This window comes from Mesorhizobium temperatum (genome assembly GCF_002284575.1).
In the GTDB taxonomy this organism is placed as follows: Bacteria; Pseudomonadota; Alphaproteobacteria; order Rhizobiales; family Rhizobiaceae; genus Mesorhizobium; species Mesorhizobium temperatum.
Genome location: NZ_NPKJ01000002.1, coordinates 15,332 through 30,243, shown reverse-complemented (window position 1 = coordinate 30,243; position 14,912 = coordinate 15,332). Strand labels below are relative to the sequence as shown.

At 61.2% G+C, this 14,912-nt stretch carries 18 protein-coding genes and 1 tRNA gene; 9 read left to right on the top strand and 10 right to left on the bottom strand.

Translation table 11 applies throughout. The features are described 5' to 3' along the window. Positions 1-90: 90 nt before the first annotated feature. Positions 91-741 (bottom strand): hypothetical protein, encoded by a 651-nt coding sequence (locus CIT26_RS00180; RefSeq protein WP_245318892.1) that lies wholly within the window; start codon positions 739-741, stop codon positions 91-93. Positions 742-1,388: 647 nt separating this feature from the next. Here CIT26_RS00180 and CIT26_RS00170 point away from each other — a divergent pair. From CIT26_RS00170 to CIT26_RS00155, 4 genes are all read left to right on the top strand, one after another. Continuing rightward, positions 1,389-2,264, top strand: a complete 876-nt coding sequence (locus tag CIT26_RS00170; protein ID WP_143747741.1) for a hypothetical protein — start codon at positions 1,389-1,391, stop codon at positions 2,262-2,264. Positions 2,265-2,685: 421 nt separating this feature from the next. After that, the gene (locus CIT26_RS00165; RefSeq protein WP_095490697.1) at positions 2,686-3,285 is read left to right on the top strand and encodes a YdeI/OmpD-associated family protein; all 600 of its coding nucleotides are present in this window, start codon (positions 2,686-2,688) and stop codon (positions 3,283-3,285) included. 269 nt (positions 3,286-3,554) lie between these two features. Further along, on the top strand, positions 3,555-4,760 hold the full coding sequence (locus CIT26_RS00160) for an NAD-dependent formate dehydrogenase (protein ID WP_167391220.1): 1,206 nt from the start codon (positions 3,555-3,557) through the stop codon (positions 4,758-4,760). Positions 4,761-5,012: 252 nt separating this feature from the next. After that, positions 5,013-7,103 (top strand): EAL domain-containing protein, encoded by a 2,091-nt coding sequence (locus CIT26_RS00155; protein ID WP_095490695.1) that lies wholly within the window; start codon positions 5,013-5,015, stop codon positions 7,101-7,103. Between the two features lie 128 nt (positions 7,104-7,231). On the opposite strand, the gene CIT26_RS00150 is transcribed toward CIT26_RS00155, so the two are convergent. From CIT26_RS00150 to CIT26_RS00140, 4 genes are all read right to left on the bottom strand, one after another. Next, positions 7,232-7,561, bottom strand: coding sequence for a GYD domain-containing protein (locus CIT26_RS00150; RefSeq protein WP_167391219.1), 330 nt, complete (start codon positions 7,559-7,561; stop codon positions 7,232-7,234). A gap of 193 nt (positions 7,562-7,754) precedes the next feature. Beyond that, entirely contained in the window at positions 7,755-7,919 is a 165-nt protein-coding gene (locus tag CIT26_RS36320) for a hypothetical protein (RefSeq protein WP_167391218.1), read from the bottom strand. A 33-nt stretch (positions 7,920-7,952) separates the two neighbouring features. After that, positions 7,953-8,135, bottom strand: coding sequence for a DUF3606 domain-containing protein (locus CIT26_RS00145; RefSeq protein WP_095490693.1), 183 nt, complete (start codon positions 8,133-8,135; stop codon positions 7,953-7,955). 113 nt (positions 8,136-8,248) lie between these two features. Further along, positions 8,249-8,322 (bottom strand) — tRNA-Gln (locus CIT26_RS00140). A 126-nt stretch (positions 8,323-8,448) separates the two neighbouring features. Here CIT26_RS00140 and CIT26_RS00135 point away from each other — a divergent pair. Continuing rightward, positions 8,449-8,835, top strand: a complete 387-nt coding sequence (locus tag CIT26_RS00135; protein ID WP_095490692.1) for an ester cyclase — start codon at positions 8,449-8,451, stop codon at positions 8,833-8,835. A 67-nt stretch (positions 8,836-8,902) separates the two neighbouring features. On the opposite strand, the gene CIT26_RS00130 is transcribed toward CIT26_RS00135, so the two are convergent. Further along, positions 8,903-9,412 (bottom strand): hypothetical protein, encoded by a 510-nt coding sequence (locus CIT26_RS00130; protein WP_095490691.1) that lies wholly within the window; start codon positions 9,410-9,412, stop codon positions 8,903-8,905. 328 nt (positions 9,413-9,740) lie between these two features. Between CIT26_RS00130 and CIT26_RS00125 the strand changes: the two genes are divergently transcribed. After that, complete coding sequence (locus tag CIT26_RS00125) at positions 9,741-9,920, top strand: hypothetical protein (protein WP_095490690.1); 180 nt, start codon at positions 9,741-9,743, stop codon at positions 9,918-9,920. Between the two features lie 47 nt (positions 9,921-9,967). On the opposite strand, the gene CIT26_RS00120 is transcribed toward CIT26_RS00125, so the two are convergent. Further along, positions 9,968-10,438 (bottom strand): Lrp/AsnC family transcriptional regulator, encoded by a 471-nt coding sequence (locus tag CIT26_RS00120; protein WP_095490689.1) that lies wholly within the window; start codon positions 10,436-10,438, stop codon positions 9,968-9,970. 160 nt (positions 10,439-10,598) lie between these two features. Here CIT26_RS00120 and CIT26_RS00115 point away from each other — a divergent pair, with 160 nt between their 5' ends. After that, positions 10,599-11,345, top strand: a complete 747-nt coding sequence (locus CIT26_RS00115; protein WP_095490688.1) for a tryptophan 2,3-dioxygenase family protein — start codon at positions 10,599-10,601, stop codon at positions 11,343-11,345. A 21-nt stretch (positions 11,346-11,366) separates the two neighbouring features. Here CIT26_RS00115 and CIT26_RS00110 read toward each other — a convergent pair whose 3' ends face one another. After that, positions 11,367-12,203 (bottom strand): DMT family transporter, encoded by an 837-nt coding sequence (locus CIT26_RS00110; RefSeq protein ID WP_095490687.1) that lies wholly within the window; start codon positions 12,201-12,203, stop codon positions 11,367-11,369. Further along, on the bottom strand, positions 12,200-12,781 hold the full coding sequence (locus CIT26_RS00105; RefSeq protein WP_095490686.1) for a TetR/AcrR family transcriptional regulator: 582 nt from the start codon (positions 12,779-12,781) through the stop codon (positions 12,200-12,202). Before CIT26_RS00105 ends, CIT26_RS00110 begins: the two co-directional genes overlap by 4 nt. 251 nt (positions 12,782-13,032) lie before the next feature. Between CIT26_RS00105 and CIT26_RS00100 the strand changes: the two genes are divergently transcribed. Then, on the top strand, positions 13,033-13,455 hold the full coding sequence (locus tag CIT26_RS00100; protein ID WP_095490685.1) for a DoxX family protein: 423 nt from the start codon (positions 13,033-13,035) through the stop codon (positions 13,453-13,455). Positions 13,456-13,511: 56 nt separating this feature from the next. Here CIT26_RS00100 and CIT26_RS00095 read toward each other — a convergent pair whose 3' ends face one another. Next, complete coding sequence (locus CIT26_RS00095) at positions 13,512-13,817, bottom strand: hypothetical protein (RefSeq protein ID WP_023803842.1); 306 nt, start codon at positions 13,815-13,817, stop codon at positions 13,512-13,514. Positions 13,818-14,510: 693 nt separating this feature from the next. Between CIT26_RS00095 and CIT26_RS00090 the strand changes: the two genes are divergently transcribed. After that, positions 14,511-14,909: a hypothetical protein gene (locus CIT26_RS00090; RefSeq protein WP_095490684.1), complete on the top strand. Its 399-nt coding sequence runs from the start codon at positions 14,511-14,513 to the stop codon at positions 14,907-14,909. Positions 14,910-14,912: the final 3 nt, after the last annotated feature.

Here is a 14,912-nt window from a genome sequence, read left to right as displayed (position 1 = left end):
CCATCCCGAATCTCCCTGCTGCGACCATCACCACAGAATCACCGTTCGGCTTCTGTGCAAAGGTCTCACAAGGGGAGAAGGAAAGGTGCCTCACTCGCCGCAGGCGCTGAAGCCGGTGCTGGTGTTCCATTCCGCGAAGCGGATGATCTTGCCCTCGACAGAGACGGTCGCGTGCGCGGTAGTGCCGTCCTCCCTCATCCTGCTGCTTTTGCCCTTGCCGGTCAAAACATTGTAGTCGCAGTCGCTTGCGACATTGTCCTCAAGGTAGTCGTGGTAGTCATAGGCAAAGCCGGCGACGATGAAGACGCCGTCGCGGTAAGCGAGCGTCAGCGTCTGGTTGGTCCGCTTGCTGCCGACCGGCATTGCCGGCAGATACAGTTTGATCGTGCCGTTGGGCAGCGCGGTCAGCTCCGGCTCGGTGTCGGAGGCCTCGTAGCCTGGCCGGTCGTAACCGTTCCACTCGCCGGTGATCTGATCACGCACGATGCCGGCAGGACGCAAAAAGTTGTGCTCGCGATCCCTGAGAAAGAAATGCATGTCCATCGGGTCGCTGGGCGCGGTCTCGACGATCATCACCAGATCGACGGCGCCGTCGCCATTCCAGTCGCCGGTCAGCGCGGTGATGATCTTCTGGGTTTCGATCGGTTCCGCCAGGGCAATGGTCGGCGCCAGCATGGCAAGACCGAACAGCATCGCTCGCATGGCAACATCCCCCAAGTTGAAGCCCGCCGTGTCCGCCATGGTCGGTTCTGCCAGGACGTTGTTACATCACGATGGGAAGGACCGCCATGGGCGCCGCGGGACAGCACCCCCTCTGTCCTGCCCTCTTTGCCAAAACTTGGCATCTTCCCCCACAAGGAGGGAGATTGGCTATCACTTCGGCTTTCGCCAATCACCAGCGCTGGAAGGCAGGCGGGACGGCGAAGCTGCCAATCTCCCCCCAAGTGGGGGAGATGTCCGGCAGGACAGAGGGGGGCGCGAAGGAACGCGGCCTTGCGCAAAAATTGCGGTGACAGTGCACCTTTTCTTTTCCCACCTGCCACGATTTCCCGATTTCACGGCTTTTCCGATTTGCTCGGCAGTCCGGTCCAGAAGCGCTTCGCTGCCCACCGGTCGCCCAGATTCCGACATCGGCGGCGCGTCAATGCAAGTCGAGTCATGCGGTCAATCTACACAGCGACAGCCGAGCAAACATGGCAAAAGTGCACTGTCACCGTAATTCCGTGCACCGAAAAAAAGTTTGAATCTCTAACTTTCAAATTCTTGACGGTGAATAAACCGTGTCGTAGCAATTGTTCAATCTTTACTGACGCCGCCGGTACGGCTCCGTTTCTAGCGGTTGACAGAGAGAGGAAGTTGGTGTTTCCAGTATGTTTGAGGAATACTCAGTGTATATCCAGAATCTGCCGGCGGAAACGTTAGCCAAATCCACGAAGTGCATATGCAGCCGCATCGTTCAGCAGCGAGTTGCGGCTATTGTATTCATCGTCGTCTGTGCCATTTCCATCTTTGGGCCGCTCTCCACTGTGGCAGCTGAGGAAATTTCTCCAGATAGCGCGGTGTGTATTGATATCTCTCCGATGGATATCAGTAAACTTGTGCATGATGTCGACATGTATTTTTCTGGGAAGGAGACACCTAATCAAATATACAATAAGTATATTGATAATAATGTGTATTATTCTATTATCTTATACCTGGTCATGTTTTCAGAGAAAAGTGACAAGAATGGAATCGATGAAAAGTCCTTGGAAAAGGACGGATGGCCGGAAGTTTATGCGCATCTTCGTCTTGTATTAAATATGGCATTGTTTGAATCTTCTGAAAACAACGCAGATTACATTGATGTTTACATAGCTCATCGTAGTAATGGACTTTTTAATTGTATAATTGATCAAGAAGATCCGCTTTTGAACTCCGTCGATGTAAGGCTCTTGCGCTATGATGAGAGTAATTTTCCTGAAAGAGCAGAGTATATCGAGAAATTGCGCTACGCAGCGCAGATATCGAATCGTCTGATGGAACTGTATATTTCTATATTGAATAATGTTGGTGCGTTTAGCTTTAATTTTGAAAAAGAATATTGGAATCGAAAAGCAAATATATGCGATAGCGGCGCCAACAAAATTGATTGCCTAAAGCAGATACGGTCGTATATCAGAGAAGATAGAGAAGCCGTATCGCATAGATCTCAGAGAGAGTTAACTTGTGTTGTTGGTGTCGCCGGTAGCGATGGTGTATACAGAGCACGCCTTTGTCAATAACTCGTTCCTTGAATTTGGGAATTACGGAATTACGGTGACAGTGCACCTTTTTCTTTCCCCACCTGCCACGTTTTCCCGTTTTACGGCTTTCCGGTTTGCTCGGCAATCCGGTCCAGACGTGCTTCGCTGCCCACCGGCCGCCCAGATTCCTCCCTACGCTGAATGCTCGGCTGGTCATAGGTTAAGCGAAGGCTGGCGATCCTTCCCTCTGTCCTGCCCTCTTTGCCAAAACATGGCATCTCCCCCACGAGGGGCACGAGGGGGGAGATCGGCAGCTTCGCCGTCTCGCCAGCCGTCTGTTGACGGTTTGCCGCTGTTGCTTCATCCAGACCAGACGGCGGCGGCAGAGGCAGGGAACGATGGCTAAGAGATCCGATCGGCGAGCGCTCGGCGTTGTCCGAGCAAAAAGGCCGGCCTTCTGATGGCGCCGGTCAACGTCGATCCCGCCAAGGTGCGCGAATTCAGCGATGCCGAAAGCTTCTACGCCTGGCTCGGCCAGCATCACGACACCGAGACAGAAGTCTGGATCAAGATCCACAAGGTCGGCTCGGGGCTGCCTTCGATCACGCCCAAGGAGGCCATCGACGTCGTGCTGTGCTGGGGCTGGATCGACGCCGTGCGCAAGGGGCTCGACGACAAGAGCTACCTGCAGCGCTACACGCCGCGCGGCAGGAAGAGCACCTGGAGCCAGATCAACGTCGACAACGTCGCCCGGCTGATCGACGAGGGCCGGATGACCGAGCATGGGCTGAAACAGGTCGAGGCGGCGAAGGCCGACGGCCGCTGGGCGCGCGCCTATGGAAGCGGCAAGGACATGAAAATCCCCGGGGATTTGCAGGCGGCGATAGACGCCGAGCCCCAGGCCAAGGCGATGCTGGCAACGCTCGGCGCGCAGAACCGTTTCGCGCTCGCCTTCCGCATCCACAACATGAAGACCGAGGCTGGGCGCAAGAAGAAGATCGCGGCGTTTGTCGAGATGCTGAAGCGCGGCGAGACGATCTACCCGCAAGGCAAGAAGTGAGGCTTTGCGGGTGACGCCGTCGCGGCAGCGGCTGCAATGGCGGACCGTCGTCGTTGGTTGCACCCAAGGTTCGAAGAGGAACGCGGCACCGTTGCCTGCCACTGGCCTTGAAGCCGCGTCCGGCTCCCCCATTTAATTCGCAATAGCGCGCAACTTTCCGAGGAAGCGCCAGGAGTTGCTGGCCTCTGACAAACCAGAGTGGCCGCCCGTTTGGCGGGCAGTCTTAACAATCGAGCGTCTTCCTCGTTGTCAGACGAAGGGAGATCAAAATGGCAAAGGTCGTTTGCGTCCTCTATGACGATCCGGTCGACGGTTACCCGTCAGATTATGCCCGGGACGGGCTGCCGAAGCTCGACAGCTATCCCGGCGGCCAGACGCTTCCCACGCCGAAGGCCATCGACTTCGAACCGGGCGTTCTGCTCGGCAGCGTGTCGGGCGAGCTCGGCCTGCGGCCATATCTGGAAAGCGCCGGGCACAGCCTGGTCGTGACCTCGGACAAGGACGGTCCCGACAGCGTTTTCGAACGCGAGCTCGGTGACGCCGAAATCGTCATCTCGCAGCCGTTCTGGCCGGCCTATCTGACCAAGGAAAGGATCGCCAAGGCAAATCAACTGAAGCTTGCGATCACCGCCGGCATCGGGTCCGACCACGTCGATCTGCAGGCCGCGATGGACCGCGGCATCACCGTCGCCGAGGTGACCTACTGCAACTCGATCAGCGTGTCCGAGCATGTGGTGATGATGATCCTCGCGCTGGTGCGAAACTACATCCCCTCCTACCAGTGGGTCATCAACGGCGGCTGGAATATCGCCGACTGTGTCGCGCGCTCCTATGATGTCGAGGGCATGCAGATCGGAACCGTCGGCGCCGGCCGGATCGGCAGCGCGGTGCTGCGCCGGCTGCGGCCGTTCGACGTCACCCTGCACTACACCGACCGCCACCGCCTGCCCGAGGCGGTCGAGAAGGACCTCGGCGTCACCTTCCACCCAGACGCCGCGTCCATGGTCGGCATCTGCGACGTGGTGACGATCAATGCCCCGCTGCATCCGGAGACGGAGAACCTGTTCGACGAGGCGATGATCGCCAGGATGAAACGCGGCGCCTATCTGGTGAACACGGCGCGCGGCAAGATCTGCAATCGCGACGCCGTCGCCCGTGCGCTGGAGAGCGGCCAGCTCGCCGGCTATGCCGGCGATGTCTGGTTCCCGCAGCCGGCCCCCAAGGACCATCCGTGGCGATCGATGCCGCATCACGGCATGACGCCGCATATTTCGGGATCGTCGCTCTCCGCCCAGGCGCGCTATGCCGCCGGCACGCGCGAAATCCTGGAGTGCTGGTTCGAAGGCCGGCCGATCCGTGAGGAATACCTGATCGTCGACGGCGGCAAGCTGGCCGGCGCCGGCGCGCATTCCTATAGCGCGGGCGACGCCACAAGCGGTTCGGAAGAGGCGGCGCGCTTCAAGGCCAAGGCGTGATCCAACAAGGCCTGAGCCAGGCGGGATCAGGTCTGCCGCAGGTCGAAAGGGGGAGTTCGCGGGGGCTATAGGCGATGGCCTCCGCATCCCCGTTGCAGCGACCCCCCGGGGGTTCGGTGCCTGTCGTCGTAGCAGGAACCGCCCGCCGTGATGCCTCCTATGGACCCCTTCGCCCGCTCCTTGCGCAGTAACGGTTTCTTCTTTGCTTTTGCCGCATAATGGCCGCGCGACGAGGCGAGCGAAGTCCAGGGCATGGCCGACAAGAAGAATCGCAACGGAGAGTTCTGGGCGCTGGCGCTCGAACGCGCGCATCTTGGCGTCTGGGATTGGGATCTCAGGACCGGCGACTGTTTCTACTCGGCGATGTGGTCGCAAATGCTCGGCTACGGCGAGGGTGAGCTTGTCGAGGCGAGCGATCTCTGGCTGCAACTGACGCATCCCGACGATCGCGAGCGGGCGGTGGCCAGCGGCGAACGCCACATTGCCGGGCTGACCGATTCGATCGAGACCGAGCTCAGGCTGAAGCACAAATCCGGTCACTGGGTATGGGTTCTCGATCGCGGCGGGGTGGTCGAGCGCGACGCGGAAGGCCGGCCGGTCCGGCTGATGGGCGTCCAGACCGACATCACCAAGCAGAAGCAAGCGGAAGCAGAGCTTGCGCAGGTGAACGTCCGCTTTCGCCTGGCATTGGCGGCCAGCGGCACCGGCATCTGGCATCACGATCTTGCTGCACGCAAAAGCTACTGGGACGAGCGCACGCGGGAAATCTTCGGGCTTGTCGCCGAAACCGACGAGGTGTCGCAAGACCTCTGGCACAGCTATCTGCATCCGGACGACAAGGCCGACGCCGAGCGGGCCCACCTGGCGCCGCTGCAAACCCAAAAGGTCGTCGCCGTGCAATACCGCATCATCAAGCGGGACGGCGAAATCAGACATGTCGAATCGCTGATACGGTTCATCGCCGACACCCAGTCGTCGGGCCAGATCCTGGGCACGGTGCGCGACATCACCGAGGCGAAGCAACGCGAGCAGGAACTTGCCCATGCGGCCCGCCATGACGGCCTGACCGGCCTTTTGAACCGCGCCGCATTCGACCGGCTGCTGGCCAAGCATATCGCAACGGCGCGCCCGCTCGCGGTCTTCTATGTCGATCTCGACTACTTCAAGGCCTTGAACGACTTCGCTGGCCATGCCACCGGCGACCTCGCGCTGAAGAGCGTTGCCGAGGGCATTCTGGGCTGTCTGCCGCCGCCGGCGCATGCCGCGCGCCTCGGCGGCGACGAGTTTGCGCTGCTGGTGCCTGACTGCGACGCAGCGCAAGCCGAGGGTCTCGCCGGCGCCGTTCTGGCGGCGGTTCGCGATGCCGACCTCGGCTCGACGGCGGCGTCGCGCAAGCTCTCGGCCAGCATCGGCATCGCCTTTGTCGCCGACGAGAATACCGCGGTGGCCGACGCGCTCGCCTGCGCCGACGACGCCTGCTATGCGGCCAAGGCCGCCGGGCGCAATCGCTTCGCGGTGTTCTCCCCTGAGACAACATCCGGGGGACTCAATGCGGCGCGGCTGGCGGCCGACACCGTCGATGCCATGGAAGACGGAAGGCTGAAACTGTTCGGCCAGGAAATCCATCGCCTCGGACAACCCTGGCAAGAGAACCGCCATGTCGAGGTCCTGGCGCGGCTCGCCGGGCGCAACGGGCGGCTGATCCCGCCGGGCGAGTTCATCCCGGCGGCGGAGCGGTTCGGCATTGCCTCGCGGCTCGATCGCTGGATCATCAGGACGGCGCTCTCGCTTCATGGTCCGGCGCTGAAGTCAGGGGCGCTCACGCTCGGCTTCAACCTGTCGGCACAGACGCTGAGCGATCCGCACCTTTGGGATTTCGTCGACGCCGTCATCGATGAGACGGGGGCGCCGCATTCCGGCATCGGCTTCGAGATCACGGAAACCGCCGCGGTCACCAATTTCACTGCTGCCGAAGAGTTCGTCCGCAAGGCGCGCGAGCGGCGCTGCCGCGTCAGCCTCGATGATTTCGGGGCGGGCATGAGCTCGTTCGAATATCTCCGGCGCTTTCCCGTCGATACGATCAAGATCGACGGTTCCTTCATCGAGCATATTGCGGAGAGCCGTTTCGACCGCGAAATCGTCTCAGCCATATCGGGCATCGCCAGAAGTCTCGGCTGCTCCGTGGTGGCGGAGAAGATCGAAGAGCAGGATGCGCTCGACATCCTCAGGGATATGGGCGTTGCCTTCGGCCAGGGATTTCTGCTGCACCAGCCGGAGCCGCTGCAAGCGATCGTTACGCGGGCGAGCGCGCGAGCGGCTTTGCCAGCTGGACGGCGAGCGTAGCATTCGCTGGCCGGATGCGAGGCTGCAGGACCCTCGGTTCAAGCCTGAGGGCATGCTTTTGGGCGACATGCATTAACGGCCGCGAGAAAGTCTGGAAACAGTTCCGGCGCCCACACCGCGCGAGTTGGTCAGGGCTTTCCCGGCGGGCGATACCGGACCGACTTCGCCTTACCGAGGGCTTGCATCGTTTCTTCGACGCTTAGGAGAACGGTGGTCTCGTACGAGCTGAGCGCTCCTCCCGCACCAATGGCAAGCATGACAGATGCCATCGAAACGTTGTCTGGCGCCTCCCACAGGTTCCAGCCATCGTGCTCTCCGAAGGCGTACCAGAACCCGTGCAGCTTTCCGCCCACCGACTCGATGTAGGTGCGGGCTGCCTCGCGTCTATCCTCGGGGTTTTCGATCAGGCGCGCCCAGGTCTCGGGCGTATAGCTGAATCGTGAGAGATACATGGGCATGGTTCGCCTCCAGCGCTGCCGATCCCCGCGGCTCGGCGTCAAGGGATCGAGGGGAATGGCGCCGAGCCTAACCGGCTTGGGTAGTTCACCGGCTGACGAAATATGCGCTCAAGCTAATGCAAGAGCAACATCCATGAATCGGCGCTCCGAGGTCGATCAGGCCGACCTTGAAGGCATGATTTTTCCAGGCACTTCAATGCTGCACGTGTTCGCCGTGGCGCCGCTTGCGGTCGCGGCGGCCGCCTCGCCGATGCCGGTTTGCCGGCAGCCGAGCGCGAGGCATTGTCGTGCTCACCCAGCCTTCGGCCTCGCGCATGATCTTCAGGACTGGCAGGCCGGAAACACGCGGCATGGTCAAGCCGCGGTCCGGGTCGACGCCGCCGGATGCGGATCAGGCGTTGCGGCTCGCCATATGTGCATCGAGCTTCTTTCTCGAAGGCCCGTACCGCTTGATGATGGTCGCGGCCTCGCTCGGCGGTAGGCCGTATTTTTTCGCAAACGCCGCAACGTCGTAAGGCTCCTCGCCGGAGGCCGGTTTGCGGTCCTGCTTGGTCTTGGATTTGTCGTCGGCCATGTCGTCCTCCGTCACATCCGGTGGTTATAGGGTTCCTTAGTCCGGCCGACCATCCTTGGCAGTCGGAAAAGGATGGCACGCCGGTCTGATCGGTTGCCCGGCTGGGGAGCTGCTGGTTCCCGCTCATGGGCTCGAACCACGATTCACGCCTTCAAAGGGCGCTGTCCTACCATTAGACGAAGCGGGAATAGAGGAAGTGGACGCTGTCTAACACTTTCTCATCCGCGCATGAAGCCGCTTCATGCCGTCATCTGGTTGAGCATGTGAGACACTGCCTTTTCAGCAGGGCCTTGTAGAGTTAGGAGCAATCGCCGTGATTAAAACCGACCTCTCCGACGTCTACCGAGACTATATTGCCTGCCTGAATAAGCAGGACTGGGAGAAGCTGGGACAGTTCGTCGATGATGAGGTGATCCACAACGGCCGGCGGCTCGGCTTATCAGGTTATCGCGAAATGCTGGAGACAGACTTTTCTGAAATCCCGGACCTTTATTTTAACGTCTGGATGCTGATTTCCGATCCGCCTTATATAGCGAGCCGGCTTGACTTCGATTGTACCCCGAAAGGAACATTCCTCGGCCTCCCTGTAAGCGGGAGGAGAGTTTCCTTTGCCGAGAATGCTATCTATGAATTTCGGGACAAACGGATTGTACAAGTATGGTCTGTTATAGACAAGGCGGCTATCGAAGCTCAGCTTTAGCACGATGGATTTTCGCGTAACTTGTCTCGAAGCAGTCTTCACCCTGCTGGCTTAATAGTCCCTGAGCCTAGACTCGTGTTATCGCCAACAGCCACGCCAGAAGTTCCAGCAACAATAGAAACAGGGCAAGCTGTAGCGACATGCGCAGGCGCTGAATGATCCGCCAGTTGCTGGCCATGTCGGTTTTGATGCGGAGCGCAAGCGCGCGGTGCATCACATCCATGGTTCCGGAAGGGTTTTTATCGACAAAGTCCTGGAGCAGTTGCTCTGGATCGAAGCGGAACGTATAGGCGTAGTAGGGCCACAACATGATCACGACCAGCAGCCCGATCAGGAAAAGCAGCGCCAGCGCCAGCCAGTCCCACAGCCCCAGCCCATCCAGGAGGGCTCTGCCGCCGAGGAGAGAACTTACGAACGCGGTTGCAAAGATCAGATTGCCCGCTCGCGTATTGAGGCTCTCCACCACGTTCTGCTGATGCAGAAGACCTCGCACTGCCTCGGCATAAACAAAGGCCAGACGGGGGTCGGATGCCGCGGCGGGCTGGTTTTCTCCCACCGATGAAGAATGCTCGGCCATGAGGTGTCGTTCCACGTTCCGATATGAACCACGATATGAACAATGGCAGCTGCCTGTCTACCGCCTGTCCAGGACCCCGGCCTTGACGCCTGAACACGCTGCCCCAGATTACGCGGCGGAGTTTCAGACATGCGATACGACTGGCCGGGGCGCAAATTCCTGGAACGGCATTTCGGTATTGTTATTGCAATTGGCCTGGTTGCAGGGCTGTCGGCCCTGGCCGCGCTGGGCTACACGCCTTAAGCCGCCGATTTAGCACCCAAATCCTAATGTAAGCGAAAAGTAACGGTGCCACGCAACCAGACCGGCGCCACGTGCATTTCAATGCATGACGATGTTTCGCCCCGATATCCCTGCAAAATGCTGCGCTTATTGCGGCGGGCGCGACCATGACTACGAGAACTGCCCGAAGTGGAAAGCTGAAGCCGAACAGCAGAAGGACCAGCGCGTCGATCCAGGCCCAAGCCCGGCATGGCGGATCGACAAGCCCGACAAAACCGCAGCCTGAACCATCCCGCTGATCGGCTCCAACAAACACCAGCCGCTGCCGACCCGCTACCGCTTCTGCGTATGCCCAACGGCATTGGCGAAAGAAATGTCACCCTTGATCTCGCGCATGGCCATCGACGTGATCGTCCGGCGCACGCCGGGCAGGCGGCTGAGCTCGACGCGCAGCATCCTGTCCAGCGCCATCATGTCGACCGTCACGATCTGCAGGAGATAGTCGGCCTCGCCTGTCGTGGCGTGGCAGCGCCGGATCAGCGGGTGCGCCTGGACTGCGGCCTCGAAGGCTTCGGAAAGCTCGAAATCGATCGACACCTGGATGAAGGCTTCGATGCCGAAGCCGAGTTTTGCCGGGTCGATCCGTGTCGAGTAGCCGCGGATGATGCCGGCGTCCTCCAGCGCCTTGACCCGCTTCCAGCACGGCGTCTTGCTTAAGCCGACCTCGTCGGCGAGCACCGCGAAGGAGGTACGCGCGTCGCGTTCCAGCGCTGCGACGATCTTCCGGTCGAGAGCATCCAGCATCAAACGTTCTCCAGGATGGCGCCATGAATGGAATTTCGTCCTTCAATTCTCGTTATTTGAATAACAGAAGGGAACAATATTCAAGCCAAAAGCGCTTATTCTCCAGGCTCGGACCGAACAGATGCCCTGAACCGACGGGCCGGGCAAAGGAGCAGCTGCCATGCACAAGCCGGATTATTATGCCCGCATCGAAGCGCCCGAGATGCGCGACTACGGCGTCTACCTCCAATGCGACAAGCTTCTCGCCTGTCAGAAGCCGCTGGCCGAGATGGTGAATGCCGACGAACTGCAGTTCCAGATCGTGCATCAGGTCGAGGAGCTGTGGATGAAGCTCATCACCTACACGCTGGTCGACGTCGTCGACTTTCTCGAGCAGCAGAACACGCATCGCGTCGTCACGCTGATGGGGCGCGTGCATCGGCTGATGCGCATGATGACGGTGCAGCTCGACCTGCTCGAAACCATGTCGCCCAAGGAATACCAGGAGATTCGGCTGCAGCTCGGCAATGGCAGCGGCCAGGAATCGCCGGGCTTCAAGCTCTTGCTGCGCATGCCGCCGGACCTGTGGCGGGCCTTCAAGGCGTCCTATCTCGATGGTCGCGGGCTCGCGGTCGAGGATGTCTACGATCTCAGCTATGATCACGGCGACAGCTATGTCGTCGCCGAGGCGCTGATCGAATTCGACGAGCTGTTCCAGAAATTCCGCGCCAATCATCTCTATCTCATCCACCGTTCGATCGGGCTGGGCTCGAAATCGCTGAAGGGCCGGCCGGTCGAACTGCTGCAGGCAGGCGCCGGCCATCGCTTCTTTCCGGAGCTGTGGGACATACGCTGCGACATGACCGACCGCTGGGGCAGCCAGTATGGAACTGTGCGGGATTCGATCAGCCACCACGCGGCCGAGTAGGCCGCTTCGCGCTCCGCTGGCTCACGGCTGGTAGCCGAGGCAGATGGCGCCGAGTGCGACGATGGCGCAGGCGGCGATGCGCCGGGGCGTCAACACCTCGCCGAGAAACAGCCAACCGATCAAGGCCGCGAAGACGACGCTGGTTTCCCGGATCGCCGCGATCGGGCCAGCTGGCCCGAGCGCAAAGGCCGCGACTACGAGGCCGTAGGCCAGCAGCGCGAACACGCCTCCGCCGAGCGCCTTCAGCGTTTCGGCCGAGCGAACATTGACGACGAGCCGGCCACGGAATGCAATGAAGGCTGCCGGCAGCAGGGCGCCGTAGATCAGCAGAACCCACGCGGTGTAGGCAGTGGCGCTTCCCGCCTGGCGAACGCCGATCGCATCGACCGTCGCATAGGCGGCGATGATCGCGCCCGCCGCCAGCGCATGGAGGATCGATGTGGTCGCGGCCCGTCCCTTGCCCGAGGCGAGACTCATGATGCCGCCGGCGACGAGGGCGACGCCGAGGGTTTGCGGCATGGTGAGGTGCTGGCCAGCCAGCAGCAATCCGCCGAGCGTGACCAGGAGCGGCACGCTGCCGCGAACGATGGGATAGACCTGTCCCAATTCGCCGTTTCTGTAGGCGGCGACAAGAAACATGCTGTAGCCGATCTGCAGGCAGGCCGAGAGCACGACGTAGGGCCAGGCCTGGGGTGCCGGAAGCGCATGGAAGATCGCCAGGGGAATGGCGACCAGCGTGCTCGAAAAGCTCATCACGGTGACGGTCCACAGCCTGTCGGCTCCGGTGCGCAGAAAAGCGTTCCAGCTTGCATGCAGGATGGCCGCAAACAGTGCCAGCCCGATGACCGTTGCGGTCATGGGGTCGACGCCGCGATGATGCTGGACGCCGCCTTGCGGGCGTCGCGAATGGCGGTGTCACCCTGTCCCATCTCAGCCATCAGGGTTGCCCCCTCGATCAGCATCAGCAATGCCGCCGCAGCGCCTGTCGCCCGGTCCGGCGGCATCATATCCTCGAGGATGGACTGCATCCTGCGCCTGAGGCCGTTCTTCTGCGCGGCAACGGCCTTGAACACCGGGTGTTCGGGATTGCCGAACTCGGCCAAAGCATGCGCAAACAGGCAGCCGTGAAAGTCGGTGCTGTGAAACCAGCGCCCGTACCAGTCGAAGATGGTCGCGATCTTCTGCTTGGGCGTGGCGGCCGCATCGGCGAGGCGGTCAAGCTGGCGGTCGAAACGCCGGGCGCGATAGTCAAGCACCTCGACGATCAGGTCGTCCTTGCTGGGGAAGTGACGATACATCGTCATCTTGGCGACCTCCGCCTCGGCGATGATCCGGTCGATGCCGGTGGCATGAAAGCCGCCGCGCTTGAACAGAGCGTAGGCGGTTTCGACGACGTGCCGGCGTTTGTCTGAGCCGATCGGGGATGACGAGGTCATGGTTTGTCACGTGTGGTGATGAGACAGGTCTGTCTCTTTCCTAGACGGCGGCCTGCCATCCGTCAATATGCGGTTCGGATTTGGTTCTTGATTGGTTCTTGAAAAGGATCGGCGGCAGCGGGAAGATGGCCACCTACGGGGCCGGACGGTAGGTCCATGCGGGGAAACGAGGAAAAAAGCGGCCGGTGTCGGACCCGTGGCGGGTCGACCGTCCTTGGGTCGAACCCTTCGCAACATTTGGGAGAGAGATCATGCCGTCAGAAATCGTTCAATCACCGTGGCAGACCGTGGCAATCCTCATTGGCCGTCTGATCTTCGCGGCCGTCTTCGTGATGGCGGTGACCTTCAAGTTCATCGACATGGGCGCCACCGCGGGCTACATCGCCGCCGCCGGATTTCCGTTCCCGCTGTTTCTGGCCTGGTGCGCGGCCCTGCTCGAGGTCGTCCTCGTGCTGTGCTTCCTGACCGGCGCCTTCTTCTCGCAGGCCGCCCTTGTCGCCGCCGCCTATGTGCTGTTCCTCGCCTTTGCCTTCCACGGCCCGTCGCACTGGGCCGGCAATCAGGCCGAGTTCGGCTTCTTCGTCGATCATTTTACTTTCCTGGCCGGGCTGCTGTTTGCCGCAGTGCATGGGCCGGGCCGCGTGCTGACCTGGAAGCCTGTATCGGCCAGCTGATCGCACCTCGGCTGGCAAGCGGCGTTCCGATACGGGACGGGGAGGCGATCGCAACGTCACATCTGGTCGTTGTAGGGTTCCTTCATCTGGCCGACCATGCGCGCCAGTTTCGAGAACGACGGCATGTCCGCCTCCGGCTGGCACTGATTGGCCAGTTCCAGCAGCCGGATCGGGAAGTTGACGGCATCGCGGCTCGACGCCGACATGCCTTCGGACCGCTCCTCGCTGGTCTCGCTGGCTTCGGCCTTGCGCAAGGCGATGTCTATCTCCTCGACCGTCAGCACGCCCTTGCGGACAAGGACCTGATTGATCGATGCGACGGCCATCAGCAGGCCCTCGAGTTGCAGATTGGCGACATTCATGGCTTTGCTCCCATTGACAAAATTGCAAACGCGCGAACGCCGGTTCCGATCCGGACAGCTGCAGCATAATCGCGGCGGGCGGCCGAATTTTAGGCCGGCCCACGAGATTTCGCTTGCTTTGTGACGGCAGCTATGCTAGGAATATAATCATGGTGCTGATTTGCGCCAACGACCCNCAGCATAATCGCGGCGGGCGGCCGAATTTTAGGCCGGCCCACGAGATTTCGCTTGCTTTGTGACGGCAGCTATGCTAGGAATATAATCATGGTGCTGATTTGCGCCAACGACCCGCCCGCCGAGGCGGGTTTTTTGTTTTTAGCCTTCGAGAACGTTTGTGCCTGTGTTGTCGATATCAAATGTCGGCGGGACAGCACCCCCCTCTGTCCTGCCGGACAGGACTTGGGTTCCTCGCCCCACGAAAGTGGGAGAGGTGTCGCGGCAAAGCCGCGACGGAGAGGGGGACTGCGCCTGCAAAGAAAGACCCCTCTCCGGCCGCGGAGCCTGTTCTCGGGCTTGCCAAAGGCAAGACCCGTGGGCGGCCACCTCTCCCCCCGCTTCGCACGGGGCGAGGAACCCAAGTCCTGTCCGGCGGGACAGAGGGGGGCGCGAAGGATCGCGACGCGTGTGGTCGTCACTTTCGCCAACACATTTCTTCACGCGTGCCATAGCGCGCACTGCTCACCAGAGACCCCCATGTCCAAGCGTTACGCCACCATCATCAGCGACGATGACGGCCGCGAGGTCGTCAGCGCCATCGGCGAATTCGAAGGCGCGCCCGATGCGCGCCACGGCCGGGTCGAGCCGGTCGCCGCCGGTGTGCGGATCGGCATGGTCCGGGGCGTCGACGCGGCCGGCGGCTTTGGGTTTCCGCAAGCGGGCGTCAGCGCCGGTGCGGTGAGCATCGCCAGGGCGGCGCTCAAAGCCGCGTCAGGCGCCGGCAAGTCCGGCAGCGCGGCTGGGGCAAAGGGCGATGCGGCAAACCGGCCGCGGAAGCCAACGCGTGCAAAGCCCGGCAAGCGGGCGCGCAAGAAACCCACGCGCCCGGCCAAGAAAACAGCGAAGCCGGCGATGTCCGCCGGGATGATGGGGTAGGGC

Coding starts and splice junctions, on each gene's coding strand:
- CIT26_RS00165 (WP_095490697.1), top strand. CDS start 2,686: ATGGCGCCGGTCAACGTCGATCCCGCCAAGGTGCGCGAATTCAGCGAT.
- CIT26_RS00120 (WP_095490689.1), bottom strand. CDS start 10,438: ATGCTGGATGCTCTCGACCGGAAGATCGTCGCAGCGCTGGAACGCGAC.
- CIT26_RS00100 (WP_095490685.1), top strand. CDS start 13,033: ATGCCGTCAGAAATCGTTCAATCACCGTGGCAGACCGTGGCAATCCTC.
- CIT26_RS00125 (WP_095490690.1), top strand. CDS start 9,741: ATGACGATGTTTCGCCCCGATATCCCTGCAAAATGCTGCGCTTATTGC.
- CIT26_RS00095 (WP_023803842.1), bottom strand. CDS start 13,817: ATGAATGTCGCCAATCTGCAACTCGAGGGCCTGCTGATGGCCGTCGCA.
- CIT26_RS00160 (WP_167391220.1), top strand. CDS start 3,555: ATGGCAAAGGTCGTTTGCGTCCTCTATGACGATCCGGTCGACGGTTAC.
- CIT26_RS00090 (WP_095490684.1), top strand. CDS start 14,511: ATGTCCAAGCGTTACGCCACCATCATCAGCGACGATGACGGCCGCGAG.
- CIT26_RS00115 (WP_095490688.1), top strand. CDS start 10,599: ATGCACAAGCCGGATTATTATGCCCGCATCGAAGCGCCCGAGATGCGC.
- CIT26_RS00155 (WP_095490695.1), top strand. CDS start 5,013: ATGGCCGACAAGAAGAATCGCAACGGAGAGTTCTGGGCGCTGGCGCTC.
- CIT26_RS00145 (WP_095490693.1), bottom strand. CDS start 8,135: ATGGCCGACGACAAATCCAAGACCAAGCAGGACCGCAAACCGGCCTCC.
- CIT26_RS00105 (WP_095490686.1), bottom strand. CDS start 12,781: ATGACCTCGTCATCCCCGATCGGCTCAGACAAACGCCGGCACGTCGTC.
- CIT26_RS00110 (WP_095490687.1), bottom strand. CDS start 12,203: ATGACCGCAACGGTCATCGGGCTGGCACTGTTTGCGGCCATCCTGCAT.
- CIT26_RS00180 (WP_245318892.1), bottom strand. CDS start 741: ATGGCGGACACGGCGGGCTTCAACTTGGGGGATGTTGCCATGCGAGCG.
- CIT26_RS00150 (WP_167391219.1), bottom strand. CDS start 7,561: ATGCCCATGTATCTCTCACGATTCAGCTATACGCCCGAGACCTGGGCG.
- CIT26_RS00130 (WP_095490691.1), bottom strand. CDS start 9,412: ATGGCCGAGCATTCTTCATCGGTGGGAGAAAACCAGCCCGCCGCGGCA.